At 64.3% G+C, this 16,296-nt stretch carries 13 protein-coding genes; 9 read left to right on the top strand and 4 right to left on the bottom strand.

Annotated features, from left to right (window positions below; translation table 11 throughout):
• The first annotated feature begins 27 nt into the window (after positions 1–27).
• Together SLT36_RS27540 and SLT36_RS27535 are read left to right on the top strand one after the other, a co-directional pair.
• Positions 28–672 carry a carbonic anhydrase gene (locus tag SLT36_RS27540; RefSeq protein ID WP_115733430.1) on the top strand — a complete coding sequence of 215 codons (645 nt, stop codon included), beginning with the start codon at positions 28–30 and terminating at the stop codon, positions 670–672.
• A gap of 111 nt (positions 673–783) precedes the next feature.
• Positions 784–2,265: an aldehyde dehydrogenase family protein gene (locus SLT36_RS27535; RefSeq protein WP_432285131.1), complete on the top strand. Its 1,482-nt coding sequence runs from the start codon at positions 784–786 to the stop codon at positions 2,263–2,265.
• A gap of 71 nt (positions 2,266–2,336) precedes the next feature.
• Here SLT36_RS27535 and SLT36_RS27530 read toward each other — a convergent pair whose 3' ends face one another.
• Positions 2,337–3,944 carry an ABC transporter ATP-binding protein gene (locus tag SLT36_RS27530; RefSeq protein ID WP_371818659.1) on the bottom strand — a complete coding sequence of 536 codons (1,608 nt, stop codon included), beginning with the start codon at positions 3,942–3,944 and terminating at the stop codon, positions 2,337–2,339.
• Between the two features lie 378 nt (positions 3,945–4,322).
• On the opposite strand from SLT36_RS27530, the gene SLT36_RS27525 reads away from it, so the two are divergent.
• The 7 genes from SLT36_RS27525 to SLT36_RS27495 all read left to right on the top strand — a co-directional run bounded on the left by SLT36_RS27525 (position 4,323) and on the right by SLT36_RS27495 (position 12,196).
• Positions 4,323–5,348 carry a BMP family protein gene (locus tag SLT36_RS27525; RefSeq protein ID WP_432285130.1) on the top strand — a complete coding sequence of 342 codons (1,026 nt, stop codon included), beginning with the start codon at positions 4,323–4,325 and terminating at the stop codon, positions 5,346–5,348.
• A gap of 162 nt (positions 5,349–5,510) precedes the next feature.
• Positions 5,511–7,040, top strand: a complete 1,530-nt coding sequence (locus tag SLT36_RS27520) for an ABC transporter ATP-binding protein (protein WP_432285129.1) — start codon at positions 5,511–5,513, stop codon at positions 7,038–7,040.
• A 243-nt stretch (positions 7,041–7,283) separates the two neighbouring features.
• Complete coding sequence (locus SLT36_RS27515; protein ID WP_432285128.1) at positions 7,284–8,333, top strand: ABC transporter permease; 1,050 nt, start codon at positions 7,284–7,286, stop codon at positions 8,331–8,333.
• Between the two features lie 259 nt (positions 8,334–8,592).
• On the top strand, positions 8,593–9,534 hold the full coding sequence (locus SLT36_RS27510; protein ID WP_432285127.1) for an ABC transporter permease: 942 nt from the start codon (positions 8,593–8,595) through the stop codon (positions 9,532–9,534).
• Positions 9,531–10,823 (top strand): amidohydrolase family protein, encoded by a 1,293-nt coding sequence (locus tag SLT36_RS27505; RefSeq protein ID WP_432285126.1) that lies wholly within the window; start codon positions 9,531–9,533, stop codon positions 10,821–10,823. The genes SLT36_RS27510 and SLT36_RS27505 overlap by 4 nt, the downstream gene beginning before the upstream one ends.
• An 81-nt stretch (positions 10,824–10,904) precedes the next feature.
• Positions 10,905–11,162: a hypothetical protein gene (locus SLT36_RS27500; RefSeq protein ID WP_432285125.1), complete on the top strand. Its 258-nt coding sequence runs from the start codon at positions 10,905–10,907 to the stop codon at positions 11,160–11,162.
• A gap of 113 nt (positions 11,163–11,275) precedes the next feature.
• Complete coding sequence (locus SLT36_RS27495; RefSeq protein WP_432285124.1) at positions 11,276–12,196, top strand: DMT family transporter; 921 nt, start codon at positions 11,276–11,278, stop codon at positions 12,194–12,196.
• Between the two features lie 136 nt (positions 12,197–12,332).
• On the opposite strand, the gene SLT36_RS27490 is transcribed toward SLT36_RS27495, so the two are convergent.
• The 3 genes from SLT36_RS27490 to SLT36_RS27480 form a co-directional block, all read right to left on the bottom strand.
• A complete protein-coding gene (locus tag SLT36_RS27490) occupies positions 12,333–12,815 on the bottom strand; it encodes a CAP domain-containing protein (protein ID WP_432285123.1) in 483 nt (160 codons plus the stop codon).
• 144 nt (positions 12,816–12,959) lie between these two features.
• A complete protein-coding gene (locus tag SLT36_RS27485) occupies positions 12,960–15,401 on the bottom strand; it encodes a GcvT family protein (protein ID WP_432285122.1) in 2,442 nt (813 codons plus the stop codon).
• A 2-nt stretch (positions 15,402–15,403) separates the two neighbouring features.
• On the bottom strand, positions 15,404–16,285 hold the full coding sequence (locus SLT36_RS27480) for a phosphotransferase (RefSeq protein WP_432288516.1): 882 nt from the start codon (positions 16,283–16,285) through the stop codon (positions 15,404–15,406).
• Between the last annotated feature and the right edge of the window lie 11 nt (positions 16,286–16,296).

The following is a 16,296-nucleotide window of genomic DNA, read 5'->3' as shown; positions in this document are numbered from 1 at the left end:
CGGCATTTTTTGTTTAAGGCCAAGCTCATGTCGCACTTGCCCGAGACTTTGCTCGCCGGTTATCGCAACTTCATGAACGGTCGCTACGCGGCCGAGACGGACCGTTACAAGTCCCTGGCGCGCGAAGGCCAGTCGCCCGAGACCCTGGTCATTGCCTGCTGCGATTCTCGTGCCGCACCCGAAACCATCTTCGATTCCGGCCCTGGTGAGCTGTTCGTCGTCCGCAACGTCGCCAATCTCGTGCCGCCTTATTCGCCGGATGGTGAGTTCCATTCGACCTCGGCGGCGCTCGAGTTCGCCGTGCAGGCGCTGAAAGTCAAGAACATCGTCGTCATGGGCCACGGCCGTTGCGGCGGTATCCGTGCAGCTCTCGACCCCAACATGGCGCCGCTGTCGCCCGGCGACTTCATAGGCAAGTGGATGAGCCTTGTGGCACCGGCTGCCGAAACTGTGACCAGCAACACGATGATGACGCAGACCGAACGCCAGACGGCCCTCGAGCGCATCTCGATCCGCTACTCGATCGCCAATCTGCGCACCTTCCCGTGTGTGAAGATTCTGGAGCAGAAGGGCAGGCTGGAACTGTTCGGCGCCTGGTTCGACATCTCGGCCGGCGAGTTGTGGGTCATGGATCGCGAAACCGGCGATTTCGAGCGCACCTCCATCGCCTGACCTTGGCCGCTGGCCTCATTTCAAAGACTTGAATGGCCTGACGTCTCCGGCCTAGCTTTGCGCATGAGCCTTGGACGCCTGTGCCATGGCCGCGCGGCGAGGAGCCAAGCCATGACAACTGCCCAGCCCCGTCATTTGCTCGACGGCAGCCATCGCCGCATGTTCATCGGTGGCGCCTGGGTAGAGGCGGCGTCCGGCCAGACGATGGAAACGCGCAATCCTGCCACCGGCGTCGTCATCGCCACGGTGCCGCGCGCCGGCAAGAAGGATATCGAGCGCGCCGTCGCCGCTGCGCGCAATGCGTTTGATGGTCCATGGAGCCGTTTCAAGCCGCATGAGCGGCAGAAGCTTCTGCTCAGGGTCGCCGAGCTGTTCGAGCGCCATTGGGAAGAGATCTGCGTTTCCGACACCACCGACATGGGCCTGCCCATCGCGCGTGCTCGGGGCAATGCCAACCGCGTCCTTGGCATGCTGCGCTATTATGCCGGCATGGCGACGGCGCTGCACGGCCAGACCATCGACAACTCGCTTGCCGGCGACATCGTCTCCTACACCCGCAAGGAGCCGATCGGGGTCGTTGGCGCCATCATCCCGTGGAACGCGCCGACCGCAGCGTCGGTCTGGAAGATCGGCCCGGCATTGGCCACCGGTTGCACGGTTGTGCTGAAGCCGTCGGAGGAGGCGCCGCTGACCCCGCTTCTGATCGCCGAACTGATGGCCGAGGCTGGTGTCCCCGACGGCGTCGTCAACATCGTTACCGGCACCGGCACCGAGGCCGGCGCGCCGCTCGCCGAGCATATGGGCGTCGACAAGATCGTCTTTACCGGGTCGACGGCCACCGGCCAGAGCATTGTCCGCGCCTCGGCCGGCAACCTCAAGCGCGTGTCGCTTGAGCTCGGCGGCAAGTCGCCGGTCATCGTCTGCACTGATGCCGATCTCGAGCGCGCGGTGCCGGTTGCCGCCATGTCTGTCTTCGCCAATTCCGGCCAGATCTGCATCGCCGGCTCCAGGCTGTTTGTCGCGCGACAGATCCACGACGAGTTCGTCGCGCGGCTGGCCGCCTATGCAACCGGCTTGCGCATTGGCAACGGCATCGACCCCGAGACCGAGATCGGCCCGCTGATTTCGCTCCGCCAGCTGCAGCGCGTCGAGGGCTTTCTGCGCGCCGGTTCGGAGGAGGGCGCGCGGCTCGTCGTCGGTGGCACCAGGCTGTCGCAAGGCGCGCTGGCTGCAGGAAACTTCGTCGCCCCCACCGTCTTCGCTGGCGTCTCCGACACCATGCGCATTGCGCGCGAGGAGATTTTCGGACCGGTTATCTCGGCCCTGCCGTTCGACACACTCGACGAGGTGGTGCGGCGCGCCAACGACACTCCATACGGCCTCGCCGCCGGCGTTTTCACCCGCGACCTCGCCACTGCCCACCAGCTGTCACGACGGCTGCAGGCCGGCTCGGTATGGGTCAACACCTATCACGCGATCGACCCGGCGGTGCCGTTCGGCGGCTACAAGATGAGCGGCTACGGCCGCGAGGGCGGCACTGATCATCTCGACGAATACCTCAACACCAAGGGCGTGTTCATCCGTATCGATTGAGGGCGGCCGCAACGAAAAGGCCGCGCCCGGCTGCCGGGCGCGGCTTCTTTTTTCGGCTGTGTGCAGTCTATTCAGTCCATCAGCTGGAATTCGTAGAGCCTGCGATAGAGGCCTTCGGCCTCGATCAGGTCGGCATGGCGACCCTGCTCGACGGCCTTGCCGTCCTGCATCACCACGATGTTGTCGGCCTGGTGAACGGTCGACAGGCGGTGCGCGATGGCAATCGTCGTGCGGCCGGATGAGAGTTTCTCCAGCGCCTCGCGGAACAGCGCTTCGGACTCGGCATCGAGTGCGCTGGTGGCTTCGTCGAGCAGCAGAACATTGGCATCGCGAAGAATTGCGCGGGCAATCGACAGGCGCTGCTTCTGGCCACCAGAGAGCAGGGCGCCGTTTTCGCCGACCTGCGTGTCATAGCCGCCCTTGAGCGCCATGATGAAGTCATGCGCGTTGGCCGCCTTGGCGGCTGCGATCACCTCTTCATCGCTGGCGCCGTCGCGGCCAAGGCGGATGTTGTGCATGATCGTGCCGGAGAACAGGAACGTGTCCTGGCTGACATAGGCGATGCGGTCGCGGACCGAATGCAGTGTGGCATGGGCGATGTCCTGGCCGTCGAACAGCACCTGGCCGCTGCTGGGGTCGTACATGCGCATGATCAGGTTCATGATCGTTGACTTGCCGCTGCCCGAAGGGCCGACCAGCGCCGTCATCTTGCCGGGCGGGAAGGTGAGGTCGAGATCGCGCAGCACCGGTTCGCCGTCGGCATAGGAAAAGCTGACGTCCTTGAGCTCGATCTTGCCGGAACCGGGCACGAGAGCCTCTGCGCCCGGCTTTTCCGCAAGCGTCAGCGGACGGTCGGTGAGTTCGAACATCATGCGCACGCCAACCAGACCCGCTTCCAGCGAGACACGGAAGCGGGCCAACCGCTTGGCCGGCTCGTAGGCCAGCAGAAGCGCGGTGATGAAGGACATGATGCTGCCCGGGGTTTGGCCGCCCTGGACGACCAGATAACCGCTGACCAGCACGACGCCGGCGATGGCAAGGCCGGCAAGCGTCTCCATGATCGGGCTGGTACCGGCTTCGAGGGCCGCGATGGAGTTGGCGCGCCTTTCGACGTCGGAGACGGCGCGATGCATGCGGACTCGCATCGTCGCTTCCAGGTTGAACGACTTGACGATCCTGACGCCGATGGTCGTTTCCTGCATCACCTGCACGATCTGGGCCAGCGACATGAATTCGGCCTCCATGATCTTGCGCACGCGGCGCAGGATCAGGTTGACGCCGAAGATGGCGATCGGCCCGACGATGAAAGCGACCAGCGACAGCACCGGCTGCTGGTAGACCATCACGGCTATGAGACCGATCAGCGAAAACAGGTCGCGCACGAACGAGGTGACGATGACGTCGAGCACAACGCGCGCCGCCTGCGCATTGTGCGTGACGCGGGTGATCAGGTCGGCCGAAGGGATCGAATGGTAGAAGGAAATGCCCTGCGCCAGGATGCGGTCATAGATCTTGCGCTGGCGGTCGGCGATGATCGAGTTGCCGACGCGGCTCAGGAAAAATGCCTGCACGAAGGTCGCGACACCCTTGAGGATGAAGATCCCCGCAACCATCGCCGCGATCATGTAGACGCGGTTGATATCCTTGCCGATGACGAATTCGTTGGTGATGTCCTGCATGATCCAGGCGCTGGCCGCCGTCATGGCGGCCACCACAAGCATCGCAACGATGGCGATGCCGTAGCCAAGCGCATGCTGGCGGAACGACTCCCTGACCAGTCTCCAGATTAGGAGATGATTCTGCGACGGACGAAAAAATCGAGGCAAATCAATAAGTCCTTTGGGCGCTAATCCCCCGCGCCGGCCTGTATAATGCAGCTCTCCGCGAAGGGGAACTGTCGTTGATCTTAGGCTCCGGGCTTACTGTCGCAGCATCCATGGCCCAGTGGACAGCCGGCTACCGCAGATTGCCGCTTCCGGCGATTTCGCATACCGTTGACCAAACGATAAAAAGTCGCCTTCGCCAAAAAAGACCAAAACCAGCCAGAGGTGGATCGTATGCACAGCAGCTCCAAAAATTCAGGCATTTCCAGACGCACGTTGATCAAGGCCGCGGGTGCTTCCGCCGCGGTCGCGGCCGTGGGCTTGCCCGGCCGGCTTTTCGCCGCCGACCCGATCAAAGTCGCGGCCATCTACACCGTCCCGGTCGAGCAGCAGTGGGTCAGCCGCATCCACAAGGCGGCCAACGCCGCCAAGGATCGTGGCGACATCGAATATGTCTATTCGGAAAACACCGCCAACAACGACTATGAGCGCGTCATGCGCGAATATTGCGAGGCCGGCCACAAGCTGATCGTCGGCGAGGTCTTCGGCGTCGAGGATGCTGCCCGCGCAGTCGCCAAGGACTACCCCGACGTCGCCTTCCTGATGGGCTCGAGCTTCAAGCCCGATGCAGCCGTGCCGAATTTCTCGGTGTTCGACAACTACATCCAGGATGCGTCCTATCTCTCGGGCCTCGTTGCCGGCGCGATGACCAAGTCGAAAAACATCGGCATGGTTGGCGGCTATCCGATCCCAGAGGTCAACCGCCTGATGAACGCCTTCATGGCGGGCGTGAAGGAAGTGGCGCCAGACACCAAATTCCAGGTCGCCTTCATCGGCTCGTGGTTCGATCCGCCCAAGGCCAAGGAAACCGCCTTCGCCCAGATCGATGGCGGTGCCGACCTGCTCTACGCCGAGCGTTTCGGCGTGTCTGACGCCGCCAAGGAAAAGAAAGTGCTGGCCATCGGAAACGTCATCGACACTCAGGCCGACTATCCCGAAACGGTGGTCGCCTCCGCACTCTGGCACTTCGAGCCGACGCTCGACAAGGCGATCGCGGAAGTGAAAGCCGGCACCTTCAAGGCCGACGACTATGGCGTCTACTCCTTCATGAAGAACGGCGGCTCGTCGCTTGCGCCGCTTGGCACCTTCGAGGGCAAGGTGCCTGACGAGATCAAGGCCAAGGTCGCCGAGAAAGAAAAGGCGATCAAGGACGGCTCGTTCACTGTCGAGATCAACGACGCCGAGCCGAAGTCGAGCTGATGACAGCGTTCTTCTCCCCCCGTTTACGAGGGAGAAGATGCCGACAGGACGATGAGGGGCAACGTATCCTCTCCGATTTCGGCACTGCCCATCATCCGGCCCTTCGGGCCACCTTCTCCCCGCAGGCGGGGAGAAGGGACCTCCAGCTGCCGTCGCCGCTTCATGACAACTGAGCCCAGCATCGTCCTTCGCCTCTCCGGCATCACCAAGCGTTTCGGCCCGCTGACGGCCAACGACGCCATTTCCTTTGAGCTGAAGCGCGGCGAGGTGATCGCGCTGCTCGGCGAGAACGGCGCCGGCAAGACGACGTTGATGAACATCCTGTTCGGCCACTATGTTGCCGACGAAGGCACTGTCGAGGCGTTCGGCAAGCTGCTGCCGCCGGGCGATCCACGCGCGGCCCTCGATGCCGGCATCGGGATGGTGCACCAGCATTTCACCCTCGCCGACAACATGACCGTGCTGGAGAATATCGCGCTGGGCACCCAGGGCCTGTGGCGAGCCAGGCTCGACAGGGCAGCCGCGCGCCGTCGCATCGAACAGTTGTCCGCTGATTTCGGCCTGACCGTCGATCCTGCGGCTACCGTGGCCACACTGTCGGTGGGGGAGCGCCAGCGCGTCGAGATCCTCAAAGCGCTCTACCGCGACGCCCATGTGCTGATCCTCGACGAGCCGACGGCAGTGCTGACGCCGGCCGAGACCGACGCGCTGTTCCGCACGCTGAAGCTGCTCGTCGCCAAGGGCCTTTCGATCATCTTCATCTCCCACAAACTTCATGAGGTGATGGCCGTCAGTGATCGCGTGCTGGTGCTGCGCGCCGGCCGGCTCGCCGGCGAACGGGAGACGAAATCGACCGACCGCAAGGAACTTGCCGCGCTCATGGTCGGCCAAGAGGTCAAGCCGGCAGAGGTCAGTCCGGTCCATGCAGGTGCGGCCCTGCTGGCACTCGACCGCGTCTCGACGGCGCGCCATAACGGCGCCGGCCTCGACGAGGTGTCGCTGACACTCAACGCCGGCGAGATCACCGGCCTTGCCGGTGTTTCCGGCAACGGGCAGGCAGCGCTCGCCGCACTCATGTCAGGCACCCAGCGCCCGACCGGCGGCGCGATTTCCATCGCCGGCCACGCGGTTGGCGACTGGTCCCCGCGCGCCGCCCTCGGCCATGGCATCGCCCGCATCCCCGAGGACCGCCATGCCGTCGGCACGATCGGCGACATGAGCGTTACCGAAAATGTCATCGCCGAGCGTTATGGCAGCTCACGTTTCAGCCGCATGGGCTTCCTCGACTGGACGGCGGCGCGCCGCTTCGCCGAGGAGATCATCGCCGACTACGACGTCAAATGCCCATCGCCCGAGGCGCGCATCCGCCTGCTTTCGGGCGGCAACATGCAGAAGCTGATCCTCGGCCGCGCGCTCGACCCCGAACCGGCGGTTATCCTCGCCAGCCAGCCGACGCGCGGCCTCGACGTCGGCGCCGTCGCTTATGTCCACCGCATGCTGCTCGCCGCGCGTGAGCGCGGCGCGGCGGTGCTGCTGATCTCGGAGGACCTGGAGGAAATCCTGGCGCTTTCCGACCACATCGTCGTGATGTCCAAGGGCAGGTTGTCCGCGCCATCGGCGCGCGGTGAACGGACGATCCGCGAACTGGGTGAACTGATGGCCGGACATGGCGAAGAAGGGCAGGCAGCGTGAGCATGGAACGAGAGGCACTCCACGCCACCCCTCTCTGTCCTGCCGGACATCTCCCCCGCAAGGGGGGAGATCATGCTCCCATTAGCGCCACAGCCAGTCACCAACGTCGCAATGCTGGTCCTTGCAAGCCAGCAGGGCGGTCGCGGTCGGCGCCGCAGCCAATCTCCCCCCTTGCGGGGGAGATGTCCGGCAGGACAGAGGGGGGTGCTGTCCCGCAAACATCTCGGGCCACGGAGCAGACCCATGCGGCTTGAGCCCAAACCCGCGCCATCACTGGCGGTCACGCTATTGTTCCCGCTGGCGGCGATCGTCGCCACGCTGCTCATCACGTCGTTGCTGGTGCTCGTCGCCGGTGCGTCGCCGCTGTCGGTGTTCTACCTCGTTGCCAAGGGTGCGGCTGGTTCGCAGTTCGCGCTCCTGGAAACCCTGACGCGCGCGACGCCGCTGATCTTTACCGGGCTTGCCGTTGCCGTCGCCTTCCGGGCCAAGCTCTGGAACATCGGGGCCGAGGCGCAGCTCTATGTCGGCGGCATCGTCACCGTGGTGCTCGGCACCGGCGCGCTGCCGCTGCCCGCGCCCATTCTCATCCCTATCATCATGGTCGCCGTCATGGCCGCGGGCGCGTTGCTGCTGCTCGGACCCGCCGTGCTGAAGACCCGCTTCGGCGTCGACGAGGTTGTGACTACGCTGCTGCTCAACTTCATCGTGCTGCTGTTCGTGTCGATGCTGCTCGAAGGCGTGCTCAAGGACCCGATGGGGCTGGGCTGGCCGCAGTCGCAGAAGGTCATCGCCGAGGCGCAGCTGCCGCGCATCATCCAGGGCAAGCGCCTGCATTATGGCTTCGTCATCGCCATCGTCTCGGCCATTGTCGTCTGGGTCATCATGAAGAAGACCGTGCTCGGCTACGAGATGCGCGCCGTCGGCCACAACCCCGAAGGCGCGCGCTTCGTCGGCATTCCCGTCAATCTCGTGCTGATGAAGACGGCACTCCTGTCGGGCGGCCTCGCGGCGCTCGCCGGCTTCTCCGAGGTCTCGGGCCTCAAGGGCAACCTGACGCTCGACCTGTCGCCGGGCTACGGCTACTCGGGCATCGTCGTTGCCATGCTGGCAATGCTGAACCCGCTCGGCGTGATTGCCTCGGCCATCTTCGTCGCCGGCATCTTCGTCGGCGCCGATGCCATGAGCCGTGTTGCCAAGGTGCCGAGCTACATCGCCGACGTCATGGTCGCCACGTCGCTCTTGACGATGGTGGTAGCGATCCTGCTGACGCGCTTCAGGGTGAGGTGGAGGTGATGATCGCTGTGATCCTTCGCGCCTCGCCTGCCGGCCATCTCCCTCACAAGGGGAGAGATCAGTCGCATCGACGCCACACCAGTTCCTTTTGTTTCCCGGGGTGCTTTGGCAGACACGGAGTTTCCGTTCCGAGGCGAACGATTGTGCGAGGCGCTGGCGACGGCCTGATCTCCCCCCTTGAGGGGGAGATGGCCGGCAGGCCAGAGGGGGGCAACGTCGAGCGCCAGCGTTGTTTGGTATCGAGGCGGAGAGCTCTCTGATGGATGCGCTTGAAATCCTCTTCACCGCCTCTTTCTGGGTCGCCGCCATCCGCATTGCTTCGCCGCTGATCTTCGCCACCATGGGCGAGCTGATCTGCGAGCGCGCCGGCGTGCTCAATCTCGGCATCGAAGGCATCATGACCGCCGGAGCCTTCGCCGGTTGGTTCACCGTCTATGCCGGCGGCGACCTGTGGACCGGCGTTCTTGTAGCGGCCCTGGCGGGGGCCATGTTCGGCTTGTTGCATGCGACGCTGACCGTGCCGCTCGGCCTGTCGCAGCATGTCGTCGGCATCGGTGTCACGCTGCTCGCCACCAGCCTCACCTATTTCACCTATCGCCTGGCGCTGCCTGAGGTAACCTCGCCGCCCAAGATCGAGCCATTCCAGCCATTGCCGATCCCTGGTCTGTCCAAGATCCCCATCGTCGGCGAAGCGCTGTTTTCGCAGACGCCGCTGACCTATCTCGCCTTCCTCACCGTCGCCGTCGTTGCCTGGGTGCTCTACCGAACACCCGTTGGCCTTGCCGTCCGCGCCGCCGGCGAAAACCCGGCGGCCGTGGAAGCGCAGGGCATCTCGGTCACCGGCATCCGCATGGGCGCGGTGGTGGTCGGCAGCGCGCTGATGGCCGTCGGCGGCGCCTTCCTCACAATGTCGGCGTTCAACTCGTTCTTCTTCGAGATGATCAACGGCCGTGGCTGGATCTGCATCGCACTCGTGGTGTTCGGCTCGTGGCGGCCGGGCAAGGCGCTGATCGGCGCCATCCTGTTTGCCGCCTTCGACGCCTATCAGGTGCGCCTGCAGCAGATGTCGGGCGGCGTCGTGCCTTACCAGCTGTTCCTGATGATGCCCTATGCGCTGTCGATCCTGGCCCTGATCCTGGTGGCGCGCCGCGCTACCTATCCGAAAGCGCTGATGATCCCCTACCAGAAAGGCGAGAGATGAGCTTCGACCTGATCGTCAAGGGCGGTACGCTGCCCGATGGAACCGTCGCCGATATTGGCATCAAGGGCGACAGGATCGCTGCCATCGAGCCGAAAATCGACGCAGCGGCCAGGAACGTCGTCGACGCTTCCGGCAACCTCGTCACACAGCCCTTCGTCGATCCGCATTTCCACATGGACGCGACCCTGTCCTACGGCCTGCCGCGCATCAACGCTTCGGGCACGCTGCTCGAAGGCATCTCGTTGTGGGGCGAACTCAAGCCGCTGCTCACCCATGAGGCTGTCAAGGAACGCGCACTCGCCTATTGCGATTGGGCCGTGTCGATGGGCCTGCTCGCCATTCGCACCCATGTCGACACCTGCGACGACCGCCTGCTTGCCGTCGAAGCCTTGCTTGAGGTCAAGAAGCAGATCGCGCCCTATATCGACCTGCAACTCGTCGCCTTCCCGCAGGACGGGCTCTATCGCTCGCCCAATGCACGCGCCAACACCATCCGCGCCCTCGACATGGGTGTCGATGTGGTCGGCGGCATTCCGCATTTCGAGCGCACAATGGCCGACGGCACGCGCTCGGTGACCGAACTCTGCGAGATCGCGGCAGCGCGCGGACTGATGGTCGACCTGCATTGCGATGAAACAGACGACCCGCTGTCGCGCCACATCGAGCAGTTGGCCTACGAGACCCAGCGTCTCGGCCTGCAGGGCAGGGTGGCCGGTTCGCACCTGACATCGATGCACTCCATGGACAATTATTACGTCTCGAAGCTTTTGCCGCTGATTGCGGAAGCCGGCGTGTCGGCGATCCCCAACCCGCTCATCAACATCATGCTGCAGGGGCGCCACGACACCTATCCCAAGCGCCGCGGCATGACCCGCGTGCCGGAAATGCTGAAGGCAGGCATCCGCGTCGGCTGGGGCCAGGACTGCGTGCTCGACCCCTGGTATTCGCTCGGCACTGCCGACATGCTCGACGTCGCCTTCATGGGCCTGCACGTCGCCCAGATGTCTTCGCCTGCCGACATGCGCCGCTGCTTCGACATGGTGACCAAGGTGAATGCCGAGATCATGAGGCTCGACCATTTCGGGCTCGAAGTCGGCAAGACCGCAAGCCTCGTCGTGCTCGACGCCGGCAACCCGATCGAAGCGGTGCGCCTGCGTGCCGAACGATTGTGCGTTGTCGCCAAGGGCAAGGTCGTGGCCGAGCGCCCGAAGCGCGAAACCGTGCTGTCCATCAGCGGACGTCCGGCAAGCATCAACCGTCGCCATGTGGTGCCGCCGCAGGCGAATTGACCTGCTCTGGGGCGTGGCAGCCAGTCACAAAAAAGTCTACAACAGAACTCAAGATTCGCGGCGTCGCGGAAGGAGCAGGTCATGTTGTCGAGGTCGGTTTTCCTGGTTTTCGTGGCAGCTTTGCTTGCCGGCTGCGTGTCGGCGGAAGAACAGCGCGCCCGCGACGAAGACAATTGCCGCTCCTACGGCTTCACCAAGCGCAACGACGCCTTCGCCGAGTGCCTGCAGCGCATCGAGCTCGATCGCCGCGCCGAGTTCCGCCAGAGCAAGTCGTCGTTCGACGACTGGAACCGGCCTGTCGTGGTCTATCGCCCGATCGTCGTCGCGCCGAAGCCGTAACCGCTGGTACTGCGACAGGGCAACGCATGGTCCAGGCCAGATTGCCCTCGCCATTGCTCTTTCAAGCGCATAGATAGCCTCAATCCGGGCCCGTCGCCCGGCGGATTGGCACCATGACGTTTAGACAAGCCCTGGCCCTCCCGAAGAACAACATGGTTCTTGCGGGCATCCTCCTCATGTTGCTGGGCGACTTCATGTTCGCGCTCAACGATGCGATGGGCAAATGGCTGGTCGAGAGCTTCTCGGTCGGACAGGTGCTGTTCATCCGCTCGATCGGCGCCTTCATCATTCTTGGCCCGATGATCTACAGGCAGGGGCTCGGTCCGCTGACCAATGTCGAGCGCCCCGGCCTGCAGGTGTTGCGTGTCGTGCTCGCCACCGCCGACACCGCCTTTTTCTACGCCGCCGTCGCCTATCTGCCGCTGGCCGACGTCATGACCTTCTACATGGCCGGCCCGATCTACATCGCCGCGCTGTCGCACTTCTTCCTCGGCGAAAAGGTCGGCTGGCGCCGCTGGCTGGCCATCGTGCTTGGCTTTTGCGGCGTGGTCATCGCGCTCCGCCCGTCGTCGGCGTCGCTGTCCTGGCCGTCGCTGTTTGCCGTTGTCGGCAGCATGTCCTTTGCCATCAGCCTGATCCTCAGCCGCAAGCTGCGCGCCACCAACGACACGACGCTGGTGACCTGGCAGACGGTAGGCGCGCTGATCATGGGCGGCGTCCTTGCCGCCTCCGACTGGCAGCCGGCAAGCGCCATCGACTGGTCGGCCATGCTGTTGCTCGGTGTCGTCGCCTGCGCGGCACATCTGCTGATCACCCGCGCCCTCAAGCTCGCGCCCGCCTCGCTGCTTGCGCCGCTGCAATACACACTGCTGATCTGGGCCGTGGTCATGGGCATCGCCTTCTTCGGCGACTATCCGGATGCGCAAATCCTGATCGGCTCGGCGATCATCGTCATCGCCGGCCTATTCATCTTCCACCGCCAGAAGGTGGTCGACAAGGCCGAACCCGAGACGGTGCCGACCAGCGTACACTGACAAGTTTAGCTCCTTCACCAATAGCGGGTTTAGCCTCTCCCCAGAAGCGGGGGGACGTCGGCCTGCTCTCGGCAATGAGGTGTCATCGGCGGTAAGATGTTCGGATACCTCCCCCTTGTGGAGAGGGGGGATAGACCTACCGCCCCAGCACCAGCGCCCAATAGCGCTTGTCGCTGCCTTTGCTCTCGCGCACATAGGCGAGGCCGAATTTGCCGAAGCGCGGGTCGAGCATGTTGCGGCGGTGGCCCGCCGAGTTCATCCACATCGAGAACAGCTTGGCCGGCTCCATGCCGCCATGGGCGATGTTTTCGGCCGCGGCGCCCTCGACGCCGCCATCCTTCATGCGCGCCGCGAAATCCTTGCCCCAGCCGGTGGTGTGCTCCATCTTGCCGCTGCGCGCCATGTAGGCGGCTTGCTGCAGGGCGGCGCGCTCAAGCGTCGAGTCAGGGCTCAGCGGCGGCAGGCCATGCTCGGAGCGGATGGTCTGCAGGTAGGTGACGCCGGTCGACGACGCACCGGATCCGTCGCCGGCAATGTTGGCTGCAGTCTGGCAGGCGGCCAGGAACAGCAGGGGCCCAAGAGCGGTCGCCCGCATCACCGTACCTGTCAGTCGCGCCATGGTCTTTTCCTTGTCTGTCGTCATTGGCGACCGTTGATAAGGTTGATCATGGCTTTTTGGCGAGCATGGCGCCTCGGGGTGGGCGGGACCTTGGGACCGCGCACGACCTTTTCCGAGGATCGATTCTGGCTTTGCCGGTCGCAGCTACGCCTTCACCCTTGCCGCTGCCGGATCGAACAGCGGCTCCATATGGATCTTCGCCGGCACGCGCTCCATGGCAACGACAAGCTCGTAGCTGCCACCTGCAAGGAAGGCGTCGTCGACGCCGCCGGTATTTCTGACATAGCCGAAGCCGATGTTCTCGCCGACCGTGTAGCCATAGCCGCCGCTGGTGAGGTAGCCGACCGGCTGGCCGTCGCGCAGGATCGTCTCTCGACCGACAAGCACGACATTCTTGTCGTCGACGGTAAAGCAGGCAAGCCGCTTGGTCAGCGCCGCGTCGCCGAGCTTCTCCAGCGCCTTGCGACCGAGGAAGTCGGTGTCTTTCCTGAGCTTCACCGCCCAGCCGAGCCCGGCTTCGAATGGTGTGTCGTTGGGGGTGATGTCGGAACCCCAGGCGCGATAGCCCTTTTCCAGGCGCAGCGATTCCAGCGCGCGGTAGCCGACAGGGCGGATGCCGTGAGGCTGGCCCGCCGCCATCAGCGCGTCGAACACCTCACCGGTGGCGCCGATCGGCACATGCAGCTCCCAGCCGAGCTCGCCGACATAGGTCACGCGCAGCGCCCGTACGGTCGCACCGGCGATGGCGACCTCTCTGACATGGCCGAAGGGGAAGGCCGCGTTGGAGACGTCGGCAGCAGTGACCGCTTCGAGCACCCTCCGCGCATTCGGCCCCATCAATGACAACGTGCCGAACTGCTCGGTCACGTCGACCAGCTTCGCGTCATATCCAGACGGGATGTGGTCGCTGATCCAGGCGAGATCGTGGGTGCGGAAGCCGGTGCCGGTGACGATGTAGAATTTGTCGTCGGCCAGCCGGGCAACGGTGAGGTCGGCCTCGATGCCGCCGCGCGTGTTCAAGAGCTGCGTGTAGGTCAGGCGTCCCACGGGCTTCGACACGTCATTGGCGCAGATGAAGTCGAGCGCTTTCTGCGCGTCCTTGCCAATCATCTCGTATTTGGCGAAGGACGACTGGTCGAACACGCCCACCGCCTCGCGCACATGCCGGTGTTCATCGCCGACCGTCGCGAACCAGTTCTGCCGGCCCATGGCGTAGACGTCCTTTGGCTCTACGCCTTCCGGGGCGAACCAGTTGGGCCGCTCCCAGCCGAGCTTGGAGCCGAACACGGCACGGTGCTTCTTCAGCCGCTCATAGAGCGGCGACACGATATAGGGCCGGCCGCTGGCATATTCCTCGTGCGGATAGCCGATCGTGTAGTGCTTGCCATAGGCCTCGAGCGTGCGGTCTGACACCCATTGCCGGTCGCGGTGCAGGCCTGAGAAGCGCCTGATGTCGACCACCCAGAGGTCGAGCGGCGCCTCGCCGTCGACCACCCATTGCGCCAGCACCCAGCCGGCGCCGCCGCCCGAGGCGATGCCGAAGGCGTTGAAGCCGGCGCCGACGAACATGTTCGAGCATTCAGGCGCCACGCCAAGGATGAAATTGCCGTCGGGCGTGAAGCTTTCCGGCCCATTGATCATCTGCTTGACGCCGACATCGGCCAGTCCGGGCACACGTTCGATCGCCTGCACCATATGCTGCTCGAAATGATCGAAATCGTCGTCGAACAGGCGGAATTCCCAGTCGTTGGGCACGTCATCGGTGGTCCAGCCCTGCGGGTTTGGCTCGTAGCCGCCCATGACAAGCCCTCCAACCTCTTCCTTGAAATAGGTGCGACGGTCGGGGTCGCGCAGCGTCGGCGCGTCGGTGGCGAGGCCGGGCAGCTTCTCGGTGATGATGTATTGGTGCTTGACGGGCTGCAGAGGCACGTTGATGCCGGCCATCGCACCGACCTGCCGCGCCCATTGGCCAGCGCAGTTCACCACCTTGTCGCAGGCAACGTCGCCCTGATCGGTCTTCACCTTGAGGATGCGACCGTCCTTCATCTCGAAGCCGGTGACGTGCACGTTTTCGAACAGTTTGGCGCCATGCATGCGCGCGCCCTTGGCCAGCGACTGGGTGATGTCGGAGGGGCTCGCCTGGCCGTCGGTCGGCAGCCATGACGCCCCTGCCAGGTCCGAGGTGTCCATCAACGGCCACATGCGCTTGACCTCTTCCGGCGACACCAGCTGCATGTCCATGCCGAAACTCTTGGCGGTCGTCGCCAGCCGCTTGTATTCTGTCCAGCGGTCCTGGTTGGTGGCAAGCCTGAGGCAACCGGTCATCTTCCAGCCGGTGGCAAGCCCGGTCTCGGCCTCCAGCCCCTTGTAGAGCTCGACCGAATATTTCAGCACCCGCGTGATCGAGGCCGACGAGCGCAACTGTCCTACCAGGCCCGCCGCGTGCCAGGTCGAACCCGAGGTCAACTTGCCCTGTTCGAGCAGGATCACGTCGGCCTTGTGGTCGCGTGCCAGGTGATAAGCCGTCGAGCAGCCGATGATGCCGCCGCCGATGACGACGATCTGCGCGTGCGAGGGGAGGGCCATAGCTACAGTTTCCCGTACTGGTTCTGGTAGGTTTCGAGCGCCGCCTTGAATTTTTCGAGGTTCTCGGCGGTGTAGGCGACGTAATCGCTGCCCGGGGCGGTGAGGTACAGTTCCGAGACCATGCTCCACATCGCCTCGCGCAGCAGCGAGGCGCATTGCATGGCCTGGTGCGAGCGCCGGATCGCCTGGTCGGGTCTGCCGCCGAAATAGACGGTCAGAAGCTCGTCCGACTCCTCCGCCGTCATGCCGGCATTGGAGGCGGTACCGGCAAGGTCGAACATCGCGGTCGAGAAACCGGCATATTCGAAGTCGATGAGCCAAAGCCTCGAGCCGTCGTCGAGGAAGTTGGCCGGCAGCAGGTCGTTGTGGCTGAAAATGATCGGCAGCGGCGCTTGCGCCTTTTCCAGCTTGTCGGCCAGGTCGAGATAGCGCGCCAGTTCCTGACACATCCGGCTGTTGCCGGCGGCCAGCGTGCGGGCATAGTCACGGATGACGTGGAAGGCCCAGAACATGAAGCCCGCGCCGGAGACATGGCGGGGCATCTCGTCATGGAAGCGCTTGACCAAGTGGGCGATGCGTCCGGCATTGGCCCGCACATCGTCGGCGCCATAGGTCTTGGCGCCGAGGAACGCGCTGACCATGACGCCAGGCGCGGCATAGCGCAGCTCCGGTGCAAAACCGGCCTCATGGGCCGCACGCGCCACCATCGCCTCGCGGTCGCGGAAGACGTGATGGAACGGATAGTCCTGGCCGAAGCGGACGACATGGCGGCCGTTGCCGTCTTCGACCAGCCAGCTCTCGTTGCTGATGCCGCCCTTGAGTGGCGCAATTGTCAGCGTCCCGTTCCACAGGGGCAGGGCGCGAATGCGGTCCATTGTTGTCAACGCAGCCATCC

The organism is Aminobacter sp. BA135, from assembly GCF_050859125.1.
In the GTDB taxonomy this organism is placed as follows: Bacteria; Pseudomonadota; Alphaproteobacteria; order Rhizobiales; family Rhizobiaceae; genus Aminobacter; species Aminobacter ciceronei.
This window is presented reverse-complemented; position numbering and strand designations above follow the sequence as displayed.

Excerpts from the sequence above, each read along its gene's own strand:
- SLT36_RS27540 (WP_115733430.1), top strand. The coding sequence starts at position 28 with ATGTCGCACTTGCCCGAGACTTTGCTCGCCGGTTATCGCAACTTCATG.
- SLT36_RS27535 (WP_432285131.1), top strand. The coding sequence starts at position 784 with ATGACAACTGCCCAGCCCCGTCATTTGCTCGACGGCAGCCATCGCCGC.
- SLT36_RS27530 (WP_371818659.1), bottom strand. The coding sequence starts at position 3,944 with ATGCAGGACATCACCAACGAATTCGTCATCGGCAAGGATATCAACCGC.
- SLT36_RS27525 (WP_432285130.1), top strand. The coding sequence starts at position 4,323 with ATGCACAGCAGCTCCAAAAATTCAGGCATTTCCAGACGCACGTTGATC.
- SLT36_RS27520 (WP_432285129.1), top strand. The coding sequence starts at position 5,511 with ATGACAACTGAGCCCAGCATCGTCCTTCGCCTCTCCGGCATCACCAAG.
- SLT36_RS27515 (WP_432285128.1), top strand. The coding sequence starts at position 7,284 with ATGCGGCTTGAGCCCAAACCCGCGCCATCACTGGCGGTCACGCTATTG.
- SLT36_RS27510 (WP_432285127.1), top strand. The coding sequence starts at position 8,593 with ATGGATGCGCTTGAAATCCTCTTCACCGCCTCTTTCTGGGTCGCCGCC.
- SLT36_RS27505 (WP_432285126.1), top strand. The coding sequence starts at position 9,531 with ATGAGCTTCGACCTGATCGTCAAGGGCGGTACGCTGCCCGATGGAACC.
- SLT36_RS27500 (WP_432285125.1), top strand. The coding sequence starts at position 10,905 with ATGTTGTCGAGGTCGGTTTTCCTGGTTTTCGTGGCAGCTTTGCTTGCC.
- SLT36_RS27495 (WP_432285124.1), top strand. The coding sequence starts at position 11,276 with ATGACGTTTAGACAAGCCCTGGCCCTCCCGAAGAACAACATGGTTCTT.
- SLT36_RS27490 (WP_432285123.1), bottom strand. The coding sequence starts at position 12,815 with ATGGCGCGACTGACAGGTACGGTGATGCGGGCGACCGCTCTTGGGCCC.
- SLT36_RS27485 (WP_432285122.1), bottom strand. The coding sequence starts at position 15,401 with ATGGCCCTCCCCTCGCACGCGCAGATCGTCGTCATCGGCGGCGGCATC.